22 protein-coding genes are annotated in these 22768 nt (G+C 70.5%); 10 read left to right on the forward strand and 12 right to left on the reverse strand.

What is annotated here, in order from left to right; all coding sequences use genetic code 11:
• Window positions 1–520 precede the first annotated feature (520 nt).
• From IA22_RS38450 to ychF, 6 genes are all read right to left on the reverse strand, one after another.
• Window positions 521–811, reverse strand: coding sequence for a DUF7848 domain-containing protein (locus IA22_RS38450; RefSeq protein WP_450783227.1), 291 nt, complete (start codon window positions 809–811; stop codon window positions 521–523).
• Window positions 811–1023, reverse strand: coding sequence for a hypothetical protein (locus IA22_RS0113615; protein ID WP_030123752.1), 213 nt, complete (start codon window positions 1021–1023; stop codon window positions 811–813). The genes IA22_RS38450 and IA22_RS0113615 overlap by 1 nt, the downstream gene beginning before the upstream one ends.
• A gap of 94 nt (window positions 1024–1117) precedes the next feature.
• Window positions 1118–1951, reverse strand: coding sequence for a helix-turn-helix domain-containing protein (locus IA22_RS0113620; RefSeq protein ID WP_030123753.1), 834 nt, complete (start codon window positions 1949–1951; stop codon window positions 1118–1120).
• Window positions 1948–2460, reverse strand: coding sequence for a DUF6879 family protein (locus IA22_RS0113625; protein WP_030123754.1), 513 nt, complete (start codon window positions 2458–2460; stop codon window positions 1948–1950). The genes IA22_RS0113620 and IA22_RS0113625 overlap by 4 nt, the downstream gene beginning before the upstream one ends.
• Complete coding sequence (locus IA22_RS35225; RefSeq protein ID WP_209443737.1) at window positions 2444–2671, reverse strand: hypothetical protein; 228 nt, start codon at window positions 2669–2671, stop codon at window positions 2444–2446. The genes IA22_RS0113625 and IA22_RS35225 overlap by 17 nt, the downstream gene beginning before the upstream one ends.
• A gap of 368 nt (window positions 2672–3039) precedes the next feature.
• A complete protein-coding gene (ychF, locus tag IA22_RS0113635; protein WP_014154299.1) occupies window positions 3040–4128 on the reverse strand; it encodes a redox-regulated ATPase YchF in 1089 nt (362 codons plus the stop codon).
• A gap of 244 nt (window positions 4129–4372) precedes the next feature.
• Here ychF and IA22_RS0113640 point away from each other — a divergent pair, with 244 nt between their 5' ends.
• Window positions 4373–4987: a DUF6542 domain-containing protein gene (locus IA22_RS0113640; RefSeq protein WP_030123756.1), complete on the forward strand. Its 615-nt coding sequence runs from the start codon at window positions 4373–4375 to the stop codon at window positions 4985–4987.
• A gap of 18 nt (window positions 4988–5005) precedes the next feature.
• Here the strand turns inward: IA22_RS0113640 and ppgK are convergent, their stop codons facing one another.
• Complete coding sequence (gene ppgK / locus IA22_RS0113645; protein ID WP_015578580.1) at window positions 5006–5743, reverse strand: polyphosphate--glucose phosphotransferase; 738 nt, start codon at window positions 5741–5743, stop codon at window positions 5006–5008.
• Between the two features lie 122 nt (window positions 5744–5865).
• The gene (locus IA22_RS0113650) at window positions 5866–6906 is read right to left on the reverse strand and encodes a 4-hydroxy-3-methylbut-2-enyl diphosphate reductase (protein ID WP_014154302.1); all 1041 of its coding nucleotides are present in this window, start codon (window positions 6904–6906) and stop codon (window positions 5866–5868) included.
• Between the two features lie 78 nt (window positions 6907–6984).
• Between IA22_RS0113650 and IA22_RS0113655 the strand changes: the two genes are divergently transcribed.
• From IA22_RS0113655 to IA22_RS0113670, 4 genes are all read left to right on the forward strand, one after another.
• Window positions 6985–8334: an APC family permease gene (locus IA22_RS0113655; protein WP_014154303.1), complete on the forward strand. Its 1350-nt coding sequence runs from the start codon at window positions 6985–6987 to the stop codon at window positions 8332–8334.
• A gap of 30 nt (window positions 8335–8364) precedes the next feature.
• Entirely contained in the window at window positions 8365–9576 is a 1212-nt protein-coding gene (gene xseA / locus IA22_RS0113660) for an exodeoxyribonuclease VII large subunit (protein ID WP_030123757.1), read from the forward strand.
• A 40-nt stretch (window positions 9577–9616) separates the two neighbouring features.
• Window positions 9617–9868: an exodeoxyribonuclease VII small subunit gene (locus IA22_RS0113665; protein ID WP_030123758.1), complete on the forward strand. Its 252-nt coding sequence runs from the start codon at window positions 9617–9619 to the stop codon at window positions 9866–9868.
• A gap of 172 nt (window positions 9869–10040) precedes the next feature.
• Window positions 10041–10631, forward strand: coding sequence for a malonic semialdehyde reductase (locus IA22_RS0113670; RefSeq protein ID WP_014154306.1), 591 nt, complete (start codon window positions 10041–10043; stop codon window positions 10629–10631).
• 131 nt (window positions 10632–10762) lie between these two features.
• On the opposite strand, the gene IA22_RS0113675 is transcribed toward IA22_RS0113670, so the two are convergent.
• Window positions 10763–11320 (reverse strand): DUF4245 domain-containing protein, encoded by a 558-nt coding sequence (locus IA22_RS0113675; protein ID WP_015578575.1) that lies wholly within the window; start codon window positions 11318–11320, stop codon window positions 10763–10765.
• 144 nt (window positions 11321–11464) lie between these two features.
• On the opposite strand from IA22_RS0113675, the gene glpX reads away from it, so the two are divergent.
• Window positions 11465–12499, forward strand: coding sequence for a class II fructose-bisphosphatase (glpX, locus tag IA22_RS0113680; RefSeq protein ID WP_014154308.1), 1035 nt, complete (start codon window positions 11465–11467; stop codon window positions 12497–12499).
• A gap of 48 nt (window positions 12500–12547) precedes the next feature.
• Here the strand turns inward: glpX and IA22_RS0113685 are convergent, their stop codons facing one another.
• Together IA22_RS0113685 and IA22_RS0113690 are read right to left on the reverse strand one after the other, a co-directional pair.
• The gene (locus IA22_RS0113685; protein ID WP_014154309.1) at window positions 12548–12919 is read right to left on the reverse strand and encodes a WhiB family transcriptional regulator; all 372 of its coding nucleotides are present in this window, start codon (window positions 12917–12919) and stop codon (window positions 12548–12550) included.
• A gap of 163 nt (window positions 12920–13082) precedes the next feature.
• Window positions 13083–13754: a DUF1707 SHOCT-like domain-containing protein gene (locus IA22_RS0113690; RefSeq protein ID WP_015578574.1), complete on the reverse strand. Its 672-nt coding sequence runs from the start codon at window positions 13752–13754 to the stop codon at window positions 13083–13085.
• 190 nt (window positions 13755–13944) lie between these two features.
• Here IA22_RS0113690 and IA22_RS0113695 point away from each other — a divergent pair, with 190 nt between their 5' ends.
• From IA22_RS0113695 to IA22_RS0113710, 4 genes are all read left to right on the forward strand, one after another.
• Entirely contained in the window at window positions 13945–15621 is a 1677-nt protein-coding gene (locus tag IA22_RS0113695) for a fumarate hydratase (protein ID WP_037659195.1), read from the forward strand.
• 163 nt (window positions 15622–15784) lie between these two features.
• Window positions 15785–17188 (forward strand): class II fumarate hydratase, encoded by a 1404-nt coding sequence (locus IA22_RS0113700; protein ID WP_014154312.1) that lies wholly within the window; start codon window positions 15785–15787, stop codon window positions 17186–17188.
• Window positions 17189–17232: 44 nt separating this feature from the next.
• The gene (gene fomD / locus IA22_RS0113705; RefSeq protein WP_014154313.1) at window positions 17233–17946 is read left to right on the forward strand and encodes a cytidylyl-2-hydroxypropylphosphonate hydrolase; all 714 of its coding nucleotides are present in this window, start codon (window positions 17233–17235) and stop codon (window positions 17944–17946) included.
• 382 nt (window positions 17947–18328) lie between these two features.
• Entirely contained in the window at window positions 18329–20275 is a 1947-nt protein-coding gene (locus tag IA22_RS0113710) for an ATP-binding SpoIIE family protein phosphatase (protein ID WP_015578572.1), read from the forward strand.
• A 76-nt stretch (window positions 20276–20351) separates the two neighbouring features.
• Here IA22_RS0113710 and IA22_RS0113715 read toward each other — a convergent pair whose 3' ends face one another.
• The gene (locus IA22_RS0113715) at window positions 20352–22577 is read right to left on the reverse strand and encodes a transglycosylase domain-containing protein (RefSeq protein WP_030123760.1); all 2226 of its coding nucleotides are present in this window, start codon (window positions 22575–22577) and stop codon (window positions 20352–20354) included.
• Window positions 22578–22768 lie beyond the last annotated feature (191 nt).

Here is a 22768-nt window from a genome sequence, read left to right on the forward strand (position 1 = left end):
AGACGTGGCGGCCTACGAACTTTCGACCCAGGGGTCATACCCCACCCCATTGCCCCAGCCGCCGCACAGTCGGACAATGACACGAAAACACCCGGGCGCTGGGAGACAGATGGAGCATCCGCAGACAGCGAAGGCCGAGTGCGACACCTGTGGCAGGACCGTGCGTGTTCTACGCAGGACAGGACGCATGTACTCGCACAACGAGCCGGGCTCGACACGCGTTTGTCCGGCGTCGGCCTCCCTCGTCATGCCGCCCGAAGGTGGCCCAACTCTTGTTGCTCCCGAACCCACGAAGCCGGCGCGCCCGCTGGTGGTAGAGGGTCGCCCAGCCGAGGAGACCGGCAACAGCGTGCGCACCGTCCCCGGCGGACTTCCTGGTTCGGGGCGGCGAAGGTAGCCGCCCAAGCCCCCAACACTTTCGTGAGGGCTCGTCTTCTTCGGCAATGATGAGGTGCTCGCCGTGGACTGCACAAGGTATGGCGTGCCCTCCCTTGGACCACTTGGAGGTCGCCAGCGGTCGTCACAGGAGTACGCGCCACCGGTCCTCAGCCGCGTCCCAGAGCTCCTCCGGTTTGCGGCGAGGGCCTGTACGTTCACTCTGCCTGGGTATCGCGAACGATGTGCACACACGCCGGAAGCCCTTATGGCCGCTGCGCCCGGTGTGGCCCATGCACTCGATGTCCACGGTCGCCCCGTCCTCCGATGGATGCGCTGTCCACTCGCAGTGGAGACACTCGGCCTCGAAGGTCACGTCGGTGTCCGGGTGCTGAGTGATCCGGTGTGTCACGTACCGCAGCACTGCGCGGGTCATTACTCGCCCCCGTGCGCGTCGCGCAGGTGCGCCCGCAGGGTCACATTCATGTCCGAGACCTTGGAGTAGTCCCCGACCGACCCCGCGTTGACCCGCTGCACCGCAAAGCCGAGACAGTCCCGGCAGCCCGTAACGGGCTCCGGACGTACCGGCGGCAGGGACAGCGCCACCGCCTCGGACATCGTCGTCTGTGCTTCGTACGTATCGCGCATCTCGCACGCCTCCCCGCCTGGATTCTCCGATGCCACGGCATCTTTCCCGCAGGCAGGGCCGTCATCGAGGTTCAGTCACGTCCTGGACTAAAAATCAGGTTCGGAAGGCGGCAGCCCAGTCCGCAAGGCGGTCCCGCGCGTCCTCGCCGAAGAGCGCCAGCTCCTCGTAGCCGGCGAACTCATCGAGGTACATCCCGATGTCCCGTGGGTCGCGGAAGACCATGACTCCCGTCGTCGTCTCCACCGTCGCCAAGCGCTCGTCGTAGACGGTGAAGGTGTTCAGCGGGCAGCCCGGCAGCCGGGTGTCCAGGGGCAGCACGCCGAGGCGCAGGTTCGGCAGGTGTGTGAGCGACGCCAGCCGGTCCAGTTGCACGGCCATGGCGTCCGGCGGGACGAAGGGGGAGCGCGCAGCTTGTTCGGTGACAAGGAACGTGAACTGCTTGCGGCGGTCGTAGAGGACGTCCTGCCGCTCCAGCTTCTTCGCCACCGCCCGGCTGTGGTCACCGGGGATGTGTTCCAGGCTGGCCCGGATGTATTCCGGGGTCGACAGCAGAGCCGTGAGCATGGACAGGAGGAAAAACCGGAAGTGCGACGAGGATGCTTCCAGACCTGCCAGTTCGAGCTGCTTCTTGTCCAGGCCCTTGCGGCGCATGGAGCGGGCGTCCTGCCACTCCGTCGCGGCGATACGGGCCAGCGCCGAGACCTCGGCCACCAGTACCGGCGGGGCCTCCAGAGCGGTGAGCAGGCGCTCTATGTCCACCAGGGTGGGGCGCACCTTGCCGTTCTCGATGCGGCTCACCTTCGACTGCGACATGTTGCAGCGCGCGGCAAGCCGGTCCCCGGAGAGACCGGCCTGCTTGCGCAGCTTCCGCAGCGTGGCGGCGAGTTCCTGAGCGGACTGGCCGAGCTGCTCGGGCTCGAACGTCACGCAGTCACGTACTCCAGGAACGGAATCGACTCAGCGAGCGCGATGCGCTGGTACTCCAGGAACGGGGCGGGATCGCCTTCGTACAGTTCCCGCTCGATCTGTGTCCCGTCGTCGGCGTACTTCATCAGGACGACCGTGGAGCGGTCGAACATCCAGAAGTCGTCGACACCCGCCAGGGGGTTCGTCCGGTCCGTGACGTCGAGGATGAGGATGTCTTCCCCGACCGGAGCCTGATGGCGGTAGTACCGCTCGAACTCGAAGCGCAGGTAGTCCGAGAGCGGACGCGTCAGCACGTGGACGCGGCCGATCGTCCCGCCGGTCTCGCGGTGCCTGCGGATCAGCGCCATCCAGTCGTCCTCGTACGGGCCGGGGAACCGTTCCCCGGCGAGGAACCGGGAGAACTCGTCCGCCTCCTGTGGGACGCGGTAGACGGGGCGTGTCTCCAGCCGCCACGCCTCGCTCGTGAACTCGCTGAACTTCGCCTGCCACTTCTCACCAGCCAAGAGCACGGACTGCCTCCCGCAACACGCTCTCCGGAATCTCCACCAGGCCCTCCCCCTGCGGGGGCGTGAAGCCGTCGAACAGGTCGCCCTGCACCACGATGCTCCCCTTCTCAGTGCGGTACACGTTCGGGCAGTCGCCCTGTCCGCACTCCCCGCTTCCGTTGCCGTTCTTGTCGTCTCCGCCCGTCAGCCGGGTCAATCCAGTGCGCTCGGACACGTGAACCCCCAAGTCCGCAGCCCCCTGCCGGAGCCGCCCAGAACGACGGTACGGACGCCATGCACGGCCGTCTATGCACTCTCGCGACTATGCGCGTCCTTGCATAAAGAGGGCCCGCGAGCGGGTCGCTGGAGGCTCCCGCCCTCTTCCTCTCGCCAGGGTCATCCCGGGCCCCTCGCTGCCCCTTCGAAAGCCCAGGTCATCACTGCCCCAACCACTTCCCCAGAGTCAGCACGAAGTCAGCACGCGACCCGGAAAAGGCCTGAATCCACCGGAGAAAACAGGAAGGGGCCAGACCCGAAGATCTGGCCCCTGACCTGGGGTTTCCTACCCTGACCAGCCACTTTCAGCGATCAAGGAATCACGCACTACACGTTGAAGCGGAACTCCACCACGTCCCCGTCCTGCATCACGTAGTCCTTGCCCTCCATGCGCGCCTTGCCCTTGGCGCGGGCCTCGGGGACCGAGCCCGTCTCGACGAGGTCGTCGAAGGAGACGATCTCCGCCTTGATGAAGCCCTTCTGGAAGTCGGTGTGGATCACACCGGCCGCCTCGGGGGCCGTGGCGCCCTTCTTGATCGTCCAGGCGCGGGCTTCCTTCGGGCCTGCCGTGAGGTAGGTCTGGAGGCCGAGGGTGTCGAAGCCGACGCGGCCGAGGGTGGCCAGGCCGGGCTCCTCCTGGCCCATGGACTGCAGGAGCTCCAGGGCCTCGTCGTCGTCGAGCTCGATCAGCTCGGACTCGATCTTGGCGTTGAGGAAGATGGCCTCGGCCGGGGCGACCAGGGCGCGCTGCTCGTTCTTGAAGTCCTCGTCGACCAGCTCGTCCTCGTCGACGTTGAAGACGTACAGGAAGGGCTTCGTCGTGAGCAGGTGCAGCTCGTGGAGGAGGCGGCCCTTCTCGGTGCCGGCGGTGATGCCCTGGGAGAAGAGGGTGTCGCCCGCTTCGAGGATCTTCTGGGCCTCCTCGACCGCGGCGAGGACCGCGACCTTCTCCTTCTGGAGGCGGGACTCCTTCGTCAGGCGCGGGACGGCCTTCTCGACGGACTGGAGGTCGGCCAGGATCAGCTCGGTGTTGATCGTCTCGATGTCGTCCTTGGGCGAGACCTTGCCGTCGACGTGGACGACGTTCTCGTCCTTGAAGGCGCGGATGACCTGGCAGATCGCGTCGGACTCGCGGATGTTCGCGAGGAACTTGTTGCCCAGTCCCTCGCCCTCGCTCGCGCCGCGCACGATGCCCGCGATGTCGACGAAGTCGACGGTGGCGGGGAGCAGCTTCTGCGAGCTGAAGATCTCCGCGAGCTTGTCCAGACGGGGGTCGGGGACGCCCACGACACCGACGTTCGGCTCGATGGTGGCGAACGGGTAGTTGGCCGCCAGCACGTCGTTCTTGGTCAGGGCGTTGAACAGGGTCGACTTGCCGACATTCGGCAGACCGACGATTCCGATCGTGAGCGACACTTTGGCGACTTCCTGGAGTGAGGAGACGGGAAGGAGGAGAGGGGGTGCGCGGGCCGTCCCGTGGGTGGGCCGATTCTCCAGTTTACGGGCGGGGCCGGGCGGCCCGTCACGGGTGCGGGGACGGAGGCCGGTCAGGGGCCGACCGGTGGTGTTTCGGCCGAGTGGGATCGAACGCAACGCCAAGGTAGGCCAAAGCGCGTGTCCAACGCCCGAAAGAACGCACCCGGCGACCTAGGTTGGCGGGGTGGAGCAGCACAGGACACGTACCCCGCAGCGCAGGCAGCCCGCGCAGGCCCCGCCCGCCGCACCGTCCGGCGGTCTCGGCGAGGGCCCGGCCGGCGGTCCGGTGTCGGTGGTGGTCGCCCCGGCCCCGGCGGCGGCCCCGAGCCGGGGGTCCCGGCCCGGCGGCGTACCGCCCGTGGTCCTGGCACTGCGCAGATTCCCCGACCCGCGGCTGACGGGGATCGGCGCCGGGCTCTTCGCGGTCCTGACCATGTTCCTGCTGGCCTGCGCCGACCAGCTGCTCCTCGGCGGCTCGGAGATCGTGTACGGGGTGCTGTTCCTGCCGGTCAGCGCCCTGACCGCGCTCTGGGTGCGGCCCGCCGACCTGGTGACCGCGCCGATCATCGTCCCCATCGCCTTCGCGGTCGGGGTGATCCCCGTGGCGGGGGGCACCGGAGGCTTCGGCGGGCAGGCGATGGCCGTCGTCACCGCCCTCGCCGTCCATGCCGGCTGGCTGTACGGAGGAACGCTCGTCGCCGGTCTCATCGCCTCGGTACGCAAGATCCGGCAGATGCGGGAGCGGCAGCGCCACCTGGTCAGGGCCGACCGGGCGGCCGCCCGCCGCCCCCGCGTCTAGGGGTCCTCCGGGACGGGCCTACCGGCCCGCGGCCGCCATGGCCGCTCCGACGATGCCCGCGTTGTTCTGGAGCTGGGCCGGGACGATCTCCGCGCGTACGTGCTCGATGAGCGGCAGGAACTTCTCCGCCTTGCGGCTGACGCCGCCGCCGATGATGAACAGTTCGGGCGAGAACAGCATCTCCACGTGGACCAGGTACTTCTGCACCCGGTGCGCCCAGTGGTGCCAGCTGAGGTCCTCGTCCTCCTTGGCCTTCGTGGAGGCGCGCTTCTCCGCGTCGTGGCCGTGCAGCTCCAGATGACCGAGCTCCGTGTTGGGCACCAGCTGCCCGTCGGTGAAGACCGCGCTGCCGATGCCCGTCCCGAGGGTCAGCATGATCACGGTGCCCTTGCGGTCACGGCCGGCGCCGAAGGTCATCTCGGCGACACCGGCGGCGTCGGCGTCGTTGAGGATCGTGACCGGCTGCCCGATCCGCTCGCTGAGCAGCTTCCGGGCGTCCGTGTCGATCCAGCCCTTGTCCACGTTGGCCGCGGTCCGGGTGATGCCGCCGGTGACGACTCCGGGGAACGTGATGCCGACCGGGCCCTTCCAGTCGAAATGGCCGACGACCTCGGCCACACCGTCGGCCACGCTCGCGGGCGTGGCCGGGTGGGGTGTCAGTACCTTGTGGCGCTCCTGCGCCAGCTCTCCGCGGTCCAGGTCCACGGGCGCGCCCTTGATCCCTGAACCGCCGATGTCCACACCGAAGATCTCCATGTGACCCACGGTACGTGCAGGTGTCGCGGATCACTCCCCCGGAGTGGCGATCCGGTGGGATCGCGCCGGTCCGGCGGTCGGGGCGCGCCCGGCCCGGCTCACGGGAGCGGGCGCGCCCGGGGTCATTCGGCGGAGAGTGCGGCGGCCTCGGCGCGGAGGTCGCGCCGGAGCTCCTTGGGCAGCGAGAAGGTGATCGACTCGTCCGCGGTCTTCACCGTCTCGACGTCCGCGTAACCGCGCTCGCCCAGCCACTCCAGCACGCCGTCGACCAGGACGTCGGGCACCGAGGCCCCGGAGGTGAGACCGACCGTGGTGACGCCCTCCAGCCAGGCCTCGTCGATCTCGGAGGCGAAGTCCACCAGGTGGGCGGCCGGCGCGCCGGCGTCCAGGGCGACCTCGACCATGCGGATCGAGTTGGAGGAGTTCTTCGAGCCGACGACGATGACCAGATCGGCGTCCTCGGCCAGCTTCTTCACCGCGACCTGGCGGTTCTGCGTGGCGTAGCAGATGTCGTCGCTCGGCGGGGAGAGGAGGTTCGGGAACTTGTTCTTGAGCGCCCCGACCGTCTCCATCGTCTCGTCGACGGAGAGGGTGGTCTGGGAGAGCCAGACGACCTTCGACTCGTCGCGGACCTCGACGTTCGCGACGTCGTCGGGGCCGTCGACCAGCGTGATGTGGTCGGGGGCCTCGCCGCTCGTGCCGATGACCTCCTCGTGGCCCTCGTGGCCGATCAGGAGGATGTCGTAGTCCTCCTTGGCGTACCGGACGGCTTCCTTGTGGACCTTGGTGACCAGCGGGCAGGTCGCGTCGATCGTGGCGAGCTTGCGCTCGGCGGCCTCCGCGTGGACCGTCGGGGCGACACCGTGCGCGGAGAACATCACGATGGAGCCCTCGGGCACCTCCGCGGTCACGTCGACGAAGATCGCGCCCTTCTTCTCGAGCGTCTGTACGACGTACTTGTTGTGCACGATCTCGTGGCGGACGTAGATCGGGGCACCGTACTGCTCCAGGGCCTTCTCGACGGCGATCACGGCGCGGTCCACGCCCGCGCAGTAGCCGCGGGGCGCGGCGAGCAGGACACGGCGGTCGCCACTGCTGCGCGAAGCGTCTCCGCTCGCGGCGGTGGCGGGTGACGGGCTGGGCGTTGCAGTCATGCGTCCCATCGTAAGGCCGTACCGAACAGGCGCCGGATCGGCGGGGTCGGGAGACTGAGGCGTACGCAATCCAGCGACGGAGGCTCCATGGCGGTCAGCGGCGGCAGCACGGCCGAGGGAAAGCTTCGGCGCACACTCGGGTTCCGGGACCTCGTGGTCTACGGGCTGCTGTTCATCGCGCCCATGGCCCCGGTCGGCGTGTTCGGCACGCTGGACGCCAAGTCCGACGGGGCCGTGGCGCTGGTGTACCTGGTGGCGACCGTGGTGATGGCGTTCACCGCGTTCAGCTACGCCCAGATGGTCCATGTCGCCCCGCTCGCCGGGTCGGTCTTCGCGTACGCCCGCAAGGGGCTCGGGGAGGGGCCCGGGTTCATCGCGGGCTGGATGGCCATGCTCGACTACCTGCTCATCCCGGCGGTCGCCTACCTGTTCTCGGGCATCGCGATGAACGCGCTGGTGCCCGAGGTGTCCCGCTGGGTGTGGACGGCGATCGCGGTGGTCGTCACGACCGCGCTCAACCTCTGGGGGGTGCGGGCGGCGGCCCGGGTGGGCTTCGCGGTGCTCGCCATGGAGATCGTGGTGCTGCTGGTGTTCGTGGTCTCGGCCGTGGTGGTGCTGGCCAGGGACGGGGCGGAGCGCGGCTGGCTGACCCCGCTCACGGGGGACACCGGGTTCTCGACGACCGCGGTGCTGGGTGCGGTGTCCGTCGCCGTGCTGTCCTATCTGGGTTTCGACGCGATCGCCTCGTTCGCCGAGGAGGTGACGGGCGGTTCGGCGAAGGTGGCGCGGGCGGTGCTGTTCTGCCTGGTGCTCGCCGGGGCGCTGTTCGTCGTCCAGTCGTACCTGGCGGCGCTGCTGGAGCCGGTGAGCTCGGCGGAGCTCGCGGCGGACCCGGTGAAGCAGGGGTCGGCGTTCTACGACGCGGTGGACGCCTCGGTCGGGACGTGGCTGCACGACCTGGTGGCCGTCAGCAAGGCCATCGGCGCGGCCTTCGCGGCGCTGGCCGGGCAGGCGGCGGCCGGACGGCTGGTGTTCGCGATGGGCAGGGAGGGGCGGCTGCCGTCGTTCCTCTCCCGGGTCGACGGCGGGTCGGGGGTCCCGCGCGTCGCGATCGCGTGCGCCGCGGTCGTGACCCTGGTGGCGGCGGTGTGGGCGGCACGGCGCGACGACGGCCTCGACCATCTGGTGTCGGTGGTGAACGTCGGCGCGCTCACCGCGTTCGTGCTGCTGCACGCGTCGGTGGTCGGCTGGTTCGCCGTGCGCCGGATGGAGGGTCCGCCGAGCTGGTGGCGCCACGTCGTGGTGCCGGTGGTGGGCGCCGGCGTGCTGGTCGCGGTCATCCTGGAGGCGACGGCGACCGCCCAGCTGGTCGGCGTGTGCTGGCTGGGGATCGGCCTGGTGGTGCTCGCGCTCCAGTGGGGGCGACGCACCGCCTGATTGTCGGCGCCGGCCGATACGCTCGCCCGTATGGCTCTCACCACGTCCCCCGAAGCCCCGCTGCCCGTCGGCGACGTGTCACGGCTGATCGGCGGGTGGATCGACCGGCTCGGCGCCGTCTGGGTGGAGGGACAGATCACCCAGTTGTCCCGCCGGCCGGGTGCCGGGGTGGTGTTCCTGACGCTGCGCGACCCGTCCCACGACATCTCGGTGAGCGTGACCTGCTTCCGGCAGGTCTTCGACCGGATCGCCGACGTGGTGACGGAGGGCGCGCGGGTGGTGGTCCTCGCCAAGCCCGAGTGGTACGCCCCGCGCGGGCAGTTGTCCCTGCGGGCCACGGAGATACGGCCGGTGGGCATCGGCGAGCTGCTGGTGCGGCTGGAACAGCTGAAGAAGTCCCTGGCGGCCGAGGGCCTCTTCGCCCTGGACCGGAAGAAGCCGCTGCCGTTCCTTCCGCAGCTGATCGGCCTGGTCTCCGGGCGGGCCTCCGCGGCGGAGCGTGACGTGCTGGAGAACGCCAGACGACGGTGGCCCGCGGTGCGCTTCGAGGTACGCAACACCGCGGTGCAGGGCGTGCACGCGGTGAATCAGGTGGTCCAGGCGGTGCAGGAGCTGGACGGGCTGCCGGAGGTCGACGTGATCGTCGTCGCGCGCGGCGGCGGCAGCGTCGAGGATCTGCTGCCGTTCTCGGACGAGGCGCTGATCCGGGCGGTGGCCGCGTGCCGTACCCCGGTGGTCTCCGCGATCGGGCATGAGCCGGACTCGCCCCTCCTCGACCTGGTGGCGGATGTGCGGGCCTCGACGCCGACCGACGCGGCGAAGAAGGTCGTGCCGGACGTGGGCGAGGAGCTCGACCGGGTGCAGCAGCTCCGTGACCGGACACTGAGAACCGTGCGCGGGCTGATCGACCGGGAGGAGCGCGGGCTCGCCCACGCGCTGGGCAGGTCCTCGATGGAGCGCCCGCAGCGGATGGTGGACGAGCGCGAGGCGGAGGTGGACGCGCTGGTCGGACGGAGCCGCAGGGTGCTCGGACACCTGCTGGACCGCGCCGACTCGGAGCTGGCGCACACCCGGGCCCGGGTGGTGGCGCTGTCGCCGGCGGCGACGCTGGAGCGGGGGTACGCCGTCCTCCAGCGGCCGGACGGCCATGTGGTCCGCTCCCCCGCGGACGCCGGGGCGCCGGGCGCGGAGCTGAGGGCGCGGGTCTCCGAGGGCGAGTTCACCGTACGGGTCGCGGAGTGAGGGGCCGGCGTTGTCGGAGCCCGCGCATAGGGTGGTCGGCATGACGGACGACGGGACGACGACGGCTGCCACGGCGGGCACGCTCGGGTACGAGCAGGCGCGGGACGAGCTGATCGAGGTCGTACGCCGCCTGGAGGCGGGCGGGACGACCCTGGAGGAGTCACTGGCCCTGTGGGAGCGCGGCGAGGAGCTGGCGAAGGTGTGCCGGCGCTGGCTGGAGGGCGCGCGGGCCCGCCTGGACGCGGCTCTGGCGGGTCCCGAGGAGCCCTCGGACGGCGACGGTACGGACTGAGGGGTCCGCCGGGGGCCTGCGGCCGCGCCGGACGGGCGAGGCGGCCCGGGTGGTGCGCGGTCGGGTGGTGTGCCATGGATCACCCCCGACCCGATTTAGTTGAAGTTTAATCTATTACCGGGTTACGGTGCTCGCATCGCTCGACGCATCCGTCCGGAAGGTAACCCCCCAGATGTCCCTCGTTCTTGACCCCGCCGCCCAGGACCTCCTCTTCCGTGAGGCCCGCACTGCCAACACGTTCACCGACGAGCCGGTGACCGACGAGCAGGTCCAGGCGATCTACGACCTGGTCAAGTACGGCCCCACCGCCTTCAACCAGTCGCCGCTGCGCGTCGTGCTGGTCCGCTCGGCCGAGGGCCGCGAGCGCCTGGTCAAGCACATGGCCGAGGGCAACCGCCCGAAGACCGCCACCGCCCCGCTGGTCGCGCTCCTCGTCGCGGACCACGAGTTCCACGAGGAACTCCCGGCCCTCATGCCGCACTTCCCGCAGGCCAAGGACGCGTTCTTCTCCGAGCGCCCGGTCCGCGAGCAGTCCGCCGCGCTCAACGCCGCGCTGCAGGCCGCCTACTTCATCATCGGCGTCCGCGCCGCCGGTCTGGCCGCCGGCCCGATGACCGGCTTCGACGCCGCGGGCATCGAGAAGGAGTTCCTGGACGGCGACCACAAGCTGCTCATGGCCGTCAACATCGGCAAGCCGGGCGAGGACGCCTGGTTCCCGCGCCTGCCGCGCCTGTCCTACGACGAGGTCGTCACCACCGTCTGACCCCTGGTCCGGGGCGGTGGAACCGGTCCCCACCCGGAACCGTGAGAGCCCCGCGACGCCGAGCGTCGCGGGGCTCTCACGGCTTCCGGTCCGGGCGGGGCCGCCACACGGCCGCCCGGACCCGCGGGCTGTCAGGAGGAGGCGGCGGGGGCCTCGGAAGCGGTGGCGGCCGGATCCGTCTTCAGCGCGGCGGCCATCTCGGCGAGCCGGTCCGACGGGGCCGATCCGGTGACGACCGTCGTCACGCCCTCGGCGTGCAGGACGAGGGCGTCGTACTTCGGCCCCTCCCAGACCTCCCAGGCCCGGCCCGACACCTCGCGCGTGCGCCCGGTGTTCTCGGCGTCACGGCTGACCTCGGGCACGTACTTCTTCGCCGGGGCCGTCGACTGCTCCACGGCGACGTACCTGTCGTCCGGGTCGAGGAAGCCCAGGTGCCAGCCGGCGCCGTCACGGCCCTCGTACGAGACGGAGGTGGGCTTCCAGCCCTTCGACAGGCCGTCCGGGGCCGCCACCGGGTACGGCGCGGCACGGCGGGCCGTCGCGAGCTCGACCCGGTAGTCGACCGCCTTGATCGGGTCGGCCTTGTCGTCGTGCGGGATGAAGAGGTAGACGACGCCCGCCACTGCGGTGATCACGAGCATCGACAGGATCATGTCCCGGACGGTCTGCTTGCCTCGCTTGCTTGCCACGGACTCAATGGTGGCATGAGCCTTTGGGCGTCCCGCCAGCGGGCGTCCGCTCATACGTGACCCGCCCTGCTCATTTTATCGACCTACCGATAGAGTCACAGCACCCTCTTTTCCGGTCGTCGTCGTACAGAAAGGTGCGCTCCGATGTCCGAGCATCATCATCTGCCGTCCCCGCTCGAGGTCTCCCCGGAGGCTCCCGACCGCAACCTGGCCCTGGAGCTGGTGCGGGTCACCGAGGCCGCCGCCATGGCCGCGGGGCGCTGGGTCGGCCGCGGCGACAAGATCGGCGCCGACGGTGCCGCCGTGAAGGCCATGCGTACGCTCGTCTCCACCGTGTCGATGAACGGCATCGTCGTCATCGGTGAGGGCGAGAAGGACGAAGCCCCCATGCTGTTCAACGGCGAGCGCGTCGGCGACGGCACCGGAGCCGAGGTCGACATCGCCGTCGACCCGATCGACGGCACCACGCTAAACGCCAAGGGCATGCCCAACGCGATCGCCGTACTGGCGGCCGCGGACCGCGGCTCGATGTTCGACCCGTCCGCGGTCTTCTACATGGACAAGCTGGTCACCGGCCCCGAGGCGGCCGACTTCGTCGACATCAACGCACCGGTGTCCGTGAACATCCGGCGCGTCGCGCGGGCCAAGAACTCGGCCCCCGAGGACGTCACCGTCGTCATCCTGGACCGCCCCCGGCACGACGGCGTCGTCAAGGAGATCCGGGAGACCGGCGCCAGGATCAAGTTCATCTCCGACGGCGACGTCGCCGGATCGATCATGGCCGCCCGTGAGGGGACCGGCGTCGACCTGCTCATGGGCATCGGCGGCACGCCCGAGGGCATCATCTCGGCCTGCGCCATAAAGTGCCTCGGCGGCGTCATCCAGGGCAAGCTCTGGCCCAAGGACGAGGCGGAGCGGCAGCGTGCGCTGGACGCCGGCCACGACCTGGACCGGGTCCTGTCGACGGACGACCTCGTCAGCGGGGACAACGTGTTCTTCGTCGCCACGGGGATCACCGACGGTGAACTGCTGCGCGGTGTGCGGTACCGCGCGGAGACGGCCACCACGGAGTCCCTGGTGATGCGGTCCAAGTCCGGCACGATCCGCCGGATCGACTCGACGCACCGGCTCTCGAAGCTCCGCGCCTACAGCGCGATCGACTTCGACCGCGCCCAGTAGTTCCGGCCGCACGGGTGTGGGACCGGCCCCGCACCCGTGCGCGCGGGCTCAGCCCGCCGCGGCTATGCGCCCCGCCTGGGACGCGGCCTTGAGCTCGATGTCACGCCTGCGGCGTCGCGCGAGCACCACACGGCGTTCGGCGGCGGTGAGACCGCCCCACACCCCGTAGGGCTCGGGCTGGACGAGCGCGTGCTCCCTGCACTCCACCATCACCGGACATCTCGCGCAGACCTGCTTCGCGGCCTCCTCCCGGGACAGCCGGGCAGCGGTCGGCTCCTTCGACGGGGCGAAGAACAGCCCGGCTTCGTCCCGGCGGCACACCGCCTCCGAATGCCAGGGCCCCGCCTGGTCCTCCCGCGCGGGTGCGCGCTGGGGCGGCACGGCGGCGACCTGCAAGGGCTGGTGTGGCATGTGCAGCACGGTCCACTCCTGACGACGGCTTGGGGCTTCGTGAGCGAGAGGCGATGCAGCACTCCCTACCCGCTGTACGCACGCCTATGCACTGAGTGGCGCCGCCCCGGGACCGTCGCGGGGGCCCGTGCGACACCGACTGGCCTGAAACAGTCGGTTCCGTCGCCCGGCCTCAGTGGCCGAGGTGTTTCCGCAGTTGCCGGTGGAGGTTGGTGATGAGCTTGCCCCGCTTGGGCTTCGCCTCGACGTTCCCGAACACCGAGTAGCCGTTGACCACGACGACCGGGGCCTCCGGGTCGGCGGATTCCAGTGTGTCGACCTCGAAATTGCCGAAAATGCCCGTCCCGCTGCCCCGCAGCGAGATGTTCTCGGGCACCTTGATCTCGACGCTGCCGAAGATGGACGTGGCGTTGACGACCGTAAGACGCTGACCGAACAGCGCCTCGGTCAGGTCGATCTCGACGCTGCCGAACAGCGCGAAGGCGTTCGTGCGGCCGCCGACGCGCCAACGGCCCCTGCGCGTGGAGCTGCTGAAGACCGCGACGAGGTTCTCGGCGGGCCCGGCCGCCCCTTCGGCGCCGTAGCCGTAGGCGGGGGAACTCTGCCGGGCGGTGCCGCCCGGTGCGGGCAGATCCTGGACCAGCGGCTCCAGTTCACCGACCGTCTTGGCCCGGTAGACCAGGTCGACCCGCTCGGCGTGCTCCTCGGCGGTCAGCCGGCCCTCCGCCATCGCCTCCCGCAGGATGTCCGCGATCCGGTCGCGGTCCGCGTCGGAAGCACGGATTCCGGCGGGCGCGGGACCGGCCGGTGCGACGGGCTGCTGAGGCTGCTTCTCGAGGTCCACCGGACCAGCCTACCGAAACGCGATAGATCGCGACCAGTGCCTCACCGGCCTTCCCCGGATTCCGGTACCCGGCCGGGCGGCCCCGCCGAGCGCCGGGTGAGCCTTACCTCACAGGCCCGGCGGGCCCCGGGGGTCCTACCCTGGTGGATGCGCTGCCCAAGGGAGGTCAGCCGCTGTCACCGAGTGAGGAATGGCCGTAATGCCAGAGTTTGCGTACTCCGATCTGCTTCCCCTGGGAGAGGACACCACGCCGTACCGGCTGGTGACCGCCGAGGGCGTCTCGACCTTCGAGGCCGACGGCCGTACGTTCCTCAAGGTGGCCCCGGAGGCTCTGCGCACCCTCGCCGCCGAGGCCATGCACGACATCTCCCACTACCTGCGGCCCGCCCACCTGGCGCAGTTGCGCCGCATCGTGGACGACCCCGAGGCCTCGTCGAACGACAAGTTCGTGGCGCTCGACCTCCTGAAGAACGCGAACATCGCCGCCGCGGGTGTCCTGCCGATGTGCCAGGACACCGGCACGGCGATCGTCATGGGCAAGCGCGGCCAGAACGTGCTCACCGAGGGCGGTGACGAGGAGGCCCTGTCGCACGGCATCTTCGACGCCTACACGAAGCTGAACCTGCGCTACTCGCAGATGGCCCCGCTGACCATGTGGGAGGAGAAGAACACCGGCTCGAACCTCCCGGCCCAGATCGAGCTGTACGCGACCGACGGCGGCGCGTACAAGTTCCTCTTCATGGCGAAGGGCGGCGGCTCGGCCAACAAGTCCTTCCTCTACCAGGAGACGAAGGCGGTCCTCAACGAGGACTCCATGATGAAGTTCCTGGAGGAGAAGATCCGTTCGCTGGGCACGGCGGCCTGCCCGCCCTACCACCTGGCGATCGTCGTCGGCGGCACGTCGGCCGAGTTCGCCCTGAAGACCGCGAAGTACGCCTCCGCGCACTACCTCGACGAGCTGCCGTCCGAGGGTTCCCCGACCGGTCACGGCTTCCGGGACGAGGAGCTGGAGCAGAAGGTCTTCGAGCTGACCCAGAAGATCGGCATCGGCGCCCAGTTCGGCGGCAAGTACTTCTGTCACGACGTCCGGGTCGTCCGCCTCCCCCGGCACGGCGCCTCGCTCCCCGTCGCGATCGCCGTGTCCTGCTCGGCCGACCGCCAGGCGACCGCGAAGATCACCGCCGAGGGCGTGTTCCTGGAGCAGCTGGAGAAGGACCCGGCGCGTTTCCTCCCGGACACCACCGACGAGCACCTGGACGAGTCCGGTGACGTGGTGCGGATCGACCTGAACCGTCCCATGGACGAGATCCTCGCCGAGCTGACCAAGTACCCCGTCAAGACCCGGCTCTCGCTGACCGGCCCGCTGGTCGTGGCGCGCGACATCGCGCACGCGAAGATCAAGGAGCGGCTCGACGCGGGCGAGGAGATGCCGCAGTACCTCAAGGACCACCCGGTGTACTACGCGGGCCCGGCGAAGACCCCCGAGGGCTACGCCTCCGGTTCCTTCGGCCCGACGACGGCGGGCCGCATGGACAGTTACGTCGCGCAGTTCCAGGCGGCGGGCGGCTCCAAGGTGATGCTCGCGAAGGGCAACCGGTCCCGGCAGGTCACGGAGGCGTGCGACGCGCACGGCGGCTTCTACCTCGGCTCGATCGGCGGTCCCGCCGCCCGTCTCGCCCAGGACTGCATCAAGAAGGTCGAGGTCGTCGAGTACGAGGAGCTCGGCATGGAGGCGGTCTGGCGGATCGAGGTCGAGGACTTCCCCGCGTTCGTCGTGGTCGACGACAAGGGCAACGACTTCTTCACCGAGCCCGCCCCGGCGCCGACCTTCACCAGCATCCCGGTCCGCGGCCCCGGCCTCGGCTGATCGGTCCGGCGTGGGACGAGGGGTGCCCGGCCGGCCGGCCGGGCACCCCTCCGCCGTGTCCGGCCGGCCGGCGGACGCGCTCCGGATACCTTCTGGCGGACGGCGTCCCGGGGAATACGCCGAGCACGCCGGGCGCTCATCTGCATCAGGAGGTTGGAACACCATGGACGGATCGGCCGAGGAAACGACGTACCGCGTCGAGCACGACTCGATGGGCGAGGTGAAGGTGCCCGCGCACGCCAAGTGGCGGGCCCAGACGCAGCGTGCGGTGGAGAACTTCCCCATCTCGGGACAGCGCCTGGAACGTGCGCACATCGAGGCCCTGGCCCGGATCAAGGCCGCGGCGGCCAAGGTCAACGCCGAGCTGGGGGTGCTGGATCCGGACGTCGCCCGGGCGATCCAGGAGTCCGCCGCCGAGGTGGCGGCGGGACGCTGGGACGAGCACTTCCCCGTCGACGTGTTCCAGACCGGCTCGGGCACCTCCTCCAACATGAACACGAACGAGGTCCTCGCCACCCTGGCCACGGAGCGTCTCGGGCGTGACGTCCACCCCAACGACCACGTCAACGCCTCCCAGTCGTCGAACGACGTGTTCCCCTCGTCCATCCACATCGCCGCGACCGCGGCCGTCACCGCCGACCTGATTCCCGCGCTCGACCACCTGGCCGCGTCCCTGGAGCGGAAATCGGCCGAATTCGCGGAGGTCGTGAAGTCGGGCCGTACGCACCTGATGGACGCCACTCCCGTCACCCTGGGCCAGGAGTTCGGCGGCTACGCCGCACAGATCCGCCACGGCGTCGAGCGGCTGCATGCCTCCCTGCCCCGGCTCGCCGAACTCCCCCTGGGCGGGACGGCGGTGGGGACCGGGATCAACACGCCCGCCGGCTTCTCCGCCGCGGTGATCGCGGAGGTCGCCCGCACGACCGGCCTGCCGCTCACCGAGGCGCGGAACCACTTCGAGGCGCAGGGCGCGCGGGACGGACTCGTCGAGGCGTCGGGCCAGCTGCGCACCGTCGCCGTCTCGCTCACCAAGATCTCCAACGACCTGCGCTGGATGGCCTCCGGGCCGCGCACCGGGCTCGCCGAGATCACCCTGCCCGACCTGCAGCCCGGGTCGTCGATCATGCCGGGCAAGGTCAACCCGGTCATCCCCGAAGCCGTGCTGATGGTGGCGGCCCAGGTGACGGGGAACGACGCCACGGTCGCCGCCGCGGGCGCGGCCGGCAACTTCGAGCTCAACGTGATGCTCCCGGTGATCGCGAAGAACCTGCTGGAATCGGTGCGGCTGCTCGCGAACGCGTCCCGCCTGCTCGCCGACCGCACGGTCGACGGCATCACGGCCGACGCGGAACGGGCGCGGCGCTACGCGGAGTCCTCGCCGTCGGTCGTCACCCCGCTGAACAGGTACATCGGCTACGAGGAGGCGGCGAAGGTCGCCAAGAAGTCCCTGGCCGAGGGCACGACGATCCGGGAGACCGTCTTGGCGGGAGGCTACGTCGAGCGCGGCGACCTGACGCGTGAACAACTCGACGAGGCCCTGGACGTGCTGCGGATGACCCGGCCTTGACACGTAACGCGCCGCGCCGGCGGGCACGTCACTAAGATCTCTTCATGACAGCGACGGATGCGGGTACGGGAGCGGGCACCGGGGCGGGTGCGGGGGACGGCGTGCGCTGGGCGCCGGGGGACCGGATCCTCTGGCGTTACCGGGCCAACGGGGAGCCCGGTGACGGCGGCGCGGTGCACATCTGCCGTCCGGTCACCGTCGTCCAGGACACCGACGACCTCCTGGCGGTGTGGATGGCGTCCGGCACCGAGTGTGTGAGGCCGGTCCTCGCCGACGGGACCCAGGTGCACGCGGAACCGCTCGCCACCCGCTACACCCGTCCGCGCACCACGGTGCGTTCCCGGTGGTTCGGCTCGGGTGTGCTGAAGCTCGCACGGCCGGGTGACCCCTGGTCGGTGTGGCTGTTCTGGGACCGCGGCTGGCTCTTCCGCAACTGGTACGTCAACCTCGAGGAGCCCCGCTCACGCTGGGCGGGCGGGGTCGATTCCCAGGACCACTTCCTCGACATCTCGGTGCGTCCCGACCACAGCTGGGAGTGGCTCGACGAGGACGAGTTCGCGCAGGCGCAGCGGGTCGGGCTGATGGACGGGGCCACCGCCCGGCGGGTGCGCGAGGCGGGACTCGCGGCCGTCGAGGTGATCCAGCGGTGGGGGGCGCCGTTCAGCGACGGCTGGGAGCACTGGCGGCCGGACCCCCGGTGGCAGGTTCCCCCGCTGCCGGATGACTGGGACCGCACCCCTGCCGCCACCCCGTCGTGAGACCCTTGATGCACCCCAGGGGGGCAAACGTAGGATCGCCTTCCATGAACCGCTCCGCCGGAACGACAGGCCACAACCGGCGGTACCGGCCCGGGGCCTGACCACCAGTCACCGAACGCGTCGTACGAGTCACACGGTCCACGAAACCGTCGGGCCGCGCGGCGCACGAACCACTGCGAGGGGGTTGAGACATGCACGCTGTCCCCTGCCCGGCCATCGTAGGACCTCGTACCGGCCACCCTGCCCCACACCCGGTTTCGGCCCCTTTTCCCCGGGCATCCGGTGACAGCCGTTGTTCTCACCGCTCTCGCCGGGGCACAGTGGCGCAGCCCCCCGAGGTGATTGCCTCATACAACCGGCCCGGACGGACGGAATCCCACGCGTGACGGAGCACCCCACCTCCCACGAAGGCCGGCAGCCTCTCGCCGCCCGGCCGCAGGAACGCGCGCGGCCCCGGCAGCAGGAGGGCCCGCCGGGTGCCGCTGCCACCGCCGCGATCCCCGGCCCCTCCCCGGTGCCGAACACGGCGAAGGGCCCGGTGCCCAACGCGGTGCCGAATCCGGTTCCCGGCGCGGTCGACGCGGCAGGACCCGCTGTCGACCCCCAGACGCTGGCCCGTCGTGAGGGCGACCGGCTGCGTTTCGTCGGCGCGGCGACCCGCCGGATCGCGCGCGGGATAGACCTGGACGAGATCGTGCTGGGCCTGTGCCGGGCGAGCGTACCCACGTTCTCCGACGCCATACTGGTCTACCTGCGAGACCCGCTCCCCGTGGGCGACGAACGGCCGGCCACCCCGTTCGTCCTGCGGCTGCGGCGTACCGACAGACTGCGGCTGACCGACGAGGACAACGACGGCGGGCCGGAGGGCGAGCGGCTGCGGCTGCCCGTCGCCGGCTCGCAGGCGGGGCTGCTGCCCGCCGCCGATCTGTGCGAGATCCGGGCGGGCGGCGCGCTGGCCGAGGTGCTGCGCGGGGTGCGGCCCGTCTTCGGGGACTCCGCCGCGGCCCGCGTCGCCCTGCCGGAGCTGCTGGGGGCGGGCCGGACCGTGCCGACCGGGCACCGCGCGATCCTGGCTCCGCTGCGCGGCCGTCGCCGGGTGATCGGCGCCGCCGTCTTCCTGCGCGGGCCGGAGCGTCCGCCGTTCGAGGCCAACGACCTCCTGGTCGCGGCCCAGCTGGCCACGCACACCGCGCTCGGCATCGACAAGGCGGTGCTGTACGGACGCGAGGCGTACATCGCGGACGAACTGCAGCGCACGATGCTGCCGGACTCGCTGCCCCAGCCGACGGGCGTGCGGCTGGCCTCCCGCTACCTCCCGGCCGCCGAGACGGCCCGGGTGGGCGGGGACTGGTACGACGCGATCCCGCTGCCCGGCAGCCGGGTCGCGCTGGTCGTCGGTGACGTGATGGGGCACTCCATGACGTCCGCGGCGATCATGGGCCAGCTGCGCACGACCGCGCAGACCCTGGCGGGCCTCGACCTGCCTCCGCAGGAGGTCCTGCACCACCTGGACGAGCAGGCGCAGCGGCTGGGCAGCGACCGCATGGCGACCTGCCTGTACGCGGTGTACGACCCGGTCGCGCACCGCATCACCATCGCCAACGCGGGCCACCCGCCGCCGGTGCTGCTCCATCTGGGCGGCCGTGCGGAGGTCCTGCGGGTGCCGCCGGGTGCGCCGATCGGTGTCGGTGGGGTCGATTTCGAGGCCGTCGAGCTGGACGCGCCCGCCGGAGCGACGCTGCTGCTGTACACGGACGGTCTGGTGGAGTCGCGGCTGCGGGACGTCTGGACGGGTATCGAGATCCTGCGGGAGCGGCTCGCCACCACCGCGCAGCTGACCGGTCCCGACCACTCGCCGCCCCTGGAGGCGCTATGCGACGACGTGCTGGACATGCTCGGACCGGGTGACCGGGACGACGACATCGCGCTGCTGGCCGCCCGGTTCGACGGGATCGCGCCGAGTGACGTCGCGTACTGGTTCCTCGAGCCGGAGGACGCGGCGCCCGGCCGGGCGCGCAGGCTGGCCCGCAGGGCGCTGAGCCGGTGGGGTCTGGACGATCTCTCGGACGAGGTGGAGCTGCTGGTCAGCGAGGTGGTGACGAACGCCGTGCGGTACGCGGAGCGTCCGGTGACGCTGCGCTTGCTGCGTACGGACATCCTGCGCTGCGAGGTCGGCGACGACGCCCCGCAGCTGCCGCGTCAGCGGCGGGCGCGGGAGACGGACGAGGGCGGGCGCGGGCTGTTCCTGGTCAACCGGCTGGCCCGGCGGTGGGGGGCGACCCGGCTGTCGACGGGCAAGGTGGTCTGGTTCGAGATGGCAACCCGCTGACGGTGGCGGACCATGCGTGAGGGGCGGGTGCCGGCCGGCACCCGCCCCTCACGCGTCGCTCCAGCGGGCGTCCTCACTACCCCAGGGGGGTGTCGGCGCCGGGCCGTTCACCCGGCGGCTCGGCACCGCCTTCCCCGGGGTCCTGGGTGGTGCTGGGCGTCCCGCTCGGCGTCAAGGTGGGCGTCTCGCTCGGTGTCTCGGAGGGCGTCGGCTCCTCGCTGGGCGTCTCGCTCGGTGTCTCGGAGGGCGTCGGCTCCTCGCTGGGCGTCTCGCTCGGCGTCTCGGAGGGCGTCGGCTCCACGCTCGGCGTCTCGGTCACGGCCGTCTCGCCGCGCTCGACGCCCCGCAGGTCGAAGGAGGCGTCCGACCCTCCTCCGAGCGCGCCCAGGGTGTAGTCGGCCCAGATCTTCGCGGGGAATCCACCGCCGTTGGCCCGGCCGGAGTTGGCGGTGCCCGTGAGGCTGACCTGCCCGCCGCCCTCCTTGGGGGACTCGCCGTACAGGGCGACCACCGTCGTGAGCTCCGGGGTGTAGGCCGCGAACCAGGCCGCCTTGTTGTTCTCCGAGGTACCGGTCTTGCCCGCGGCGTCGTAGGCGGAGGTGTTCGCCTCGTGTCCGGAGCCGATGTCGACGACCTCGGTGAGCGCCTTCGTCACGGTGTCGGCGGACGCCCGGCTGATCGCCTGACCGCCCACGCCGTCCACGGGCCGCATGGTGCGGTCACGGTTCTCGGCGGACTTCACGATGGTCGGGGTGACCTTCTTGCCGTGGTTGTCGAGGGTGGCGTACACCCCGGCCATGTCCCACGTCGAGGCGTTCATGGTGCCGAGGGTGATCGCGGGCCGCTCGGGGAAGTTCTTGTCCGGTACGCCCATGGCGAGCGCGGTCTTCTTCACGGCGGCCGGGGTGACGTCGACGACCATCTGCGCGAAGACGGAGTTGATCGACTTGTCCATCGCCCTCTGGACGGTCGGGCTGTCGTAGCTGATGTCGTCCTCGTTCTGCGGGGCGAACGGGGTGTCGCTGCCGACGACGGGGCGCTTGCTGGTGCCGTCGTAGACCGTGTTCAGGCCGATGAGGTCGCCGTCCTGGGTGGTCGACTCGTTCTCCAGCGCGGAGGCGAGCACCAGCGGCTTGAAGGTGGAGGCCGGCTGGTAGTCCTGCCGGGTGGCGTTGTTGTACCAGTGCTCGGTGGCTCCGACACCGCCGTACAGCGCGACGACCTTGCCGGTCTTCGGGTCCACGGACGTGGCGCCGGCCTGGACGGTCGCGTCGACCTTGTTGTTCTTCCGGTCGAGCTGGTTCTCCAGCTGCCGGTCGACCGACTTCTCGAGCTGCTTCTGCCGCTTCTTGTCGATGTTGAGGGTGATCGTCCAGCCACCGGCGTCCAGCATCTCCTCGGTGACGCCCTGGCGCTTCATCTCGTCGTTCGCGGCCTCGACGAGGTAACCGGTCTGCCCTTCCATGCCCGGGGCGGCCTTGGGCGACTTGGGCACGGGGAACGTCATCCTGTCCCGCTCGGCCTTGTCGAGCCAGCCCTCGCCGACCATGTTGTCCAGCGTGTAGGCCCAGCGCTCCTTGACGAGCTTCTTGCCGGTGGGTGTCGCGTTCGCCCAGTCGTACTGGCTGGGTGCCTGGAGCAGAGCGGCGAGGTAGGCGCCCTGGGAGGTGTCGAGATCCTTGGCGTCGACGCCGTAGTAGGCCTGTGCCGCCGCCTGGATACCGCTCGCGCCGCGTCCGTAGTACACGGTGTTGAGGTAACCGGCGAGGATGTCGTCCTTCTCCGTGCGCTGGTCGACCTTGAGGGAGATCACCAGCTCCTTGAGCTTGCGGGTGACCGTCTGGTCCTGCGTGAGGTAGTAGTTCTTCACGTACTGCTGGGTGATCGTGGATCCGCCCTGCTTGCCCTTGCCCGAGAGCGTGTTGAACAGGCCGCGCACGGTGCCCTTCAGGTCGACGCCCTGGTCACGGTAGAAGGACTTGTTCTCGGCGGCGACGAACGCGTGCTGGACGCTCTTGGGTACGACGCCGAGGTCGACTATCTCCCGGTTGACCTCGGAGTTGCTCCGGGCCAGGAGCGTGCCGTCGCTGTACTTGTAGACGTTGCTCTGCTTCTGGGCCTGGGCGTTGGCCTCCGGAACGTCGACGTACAGGTAGAGCGCGGCCAGGGCCCCCATGCCGAGCAGGCAGAGACCGAAGAACGTGCCCACGATCTTCCGCCAGGTGAAGAGCCGGCGTATGCCGCCGCCCTTGGCCCGGCGGGCTTCGCGCCCCTGGGCTCGCCGCGCATCCGCTCGACCCATCGCTGTGGTGCTCCTGTTCTTCTGCTCGTACCGCTCCGGTCAGACCTGCCAGCTAACACCGAGAGTCTGGACAAATGGCAGGCGATCCGGCCTTTTCCGGACGTGAGAATCAGCACGCACCCCCGAAGGAACCGACTCCCGAGGGGTGCGCGAGGTTGCGAGACGCGATAATGTGAAATCACATTGCTAGC

Source organism: Kitasatospora papulosa (assembly GCF_000717245.1).
Lineage (GTDB): Bacteria > Actinomycetota > Actinomycetes > Streptomycetales > Streptomycetaceae > Streptomyces > Streptomyces papulosus.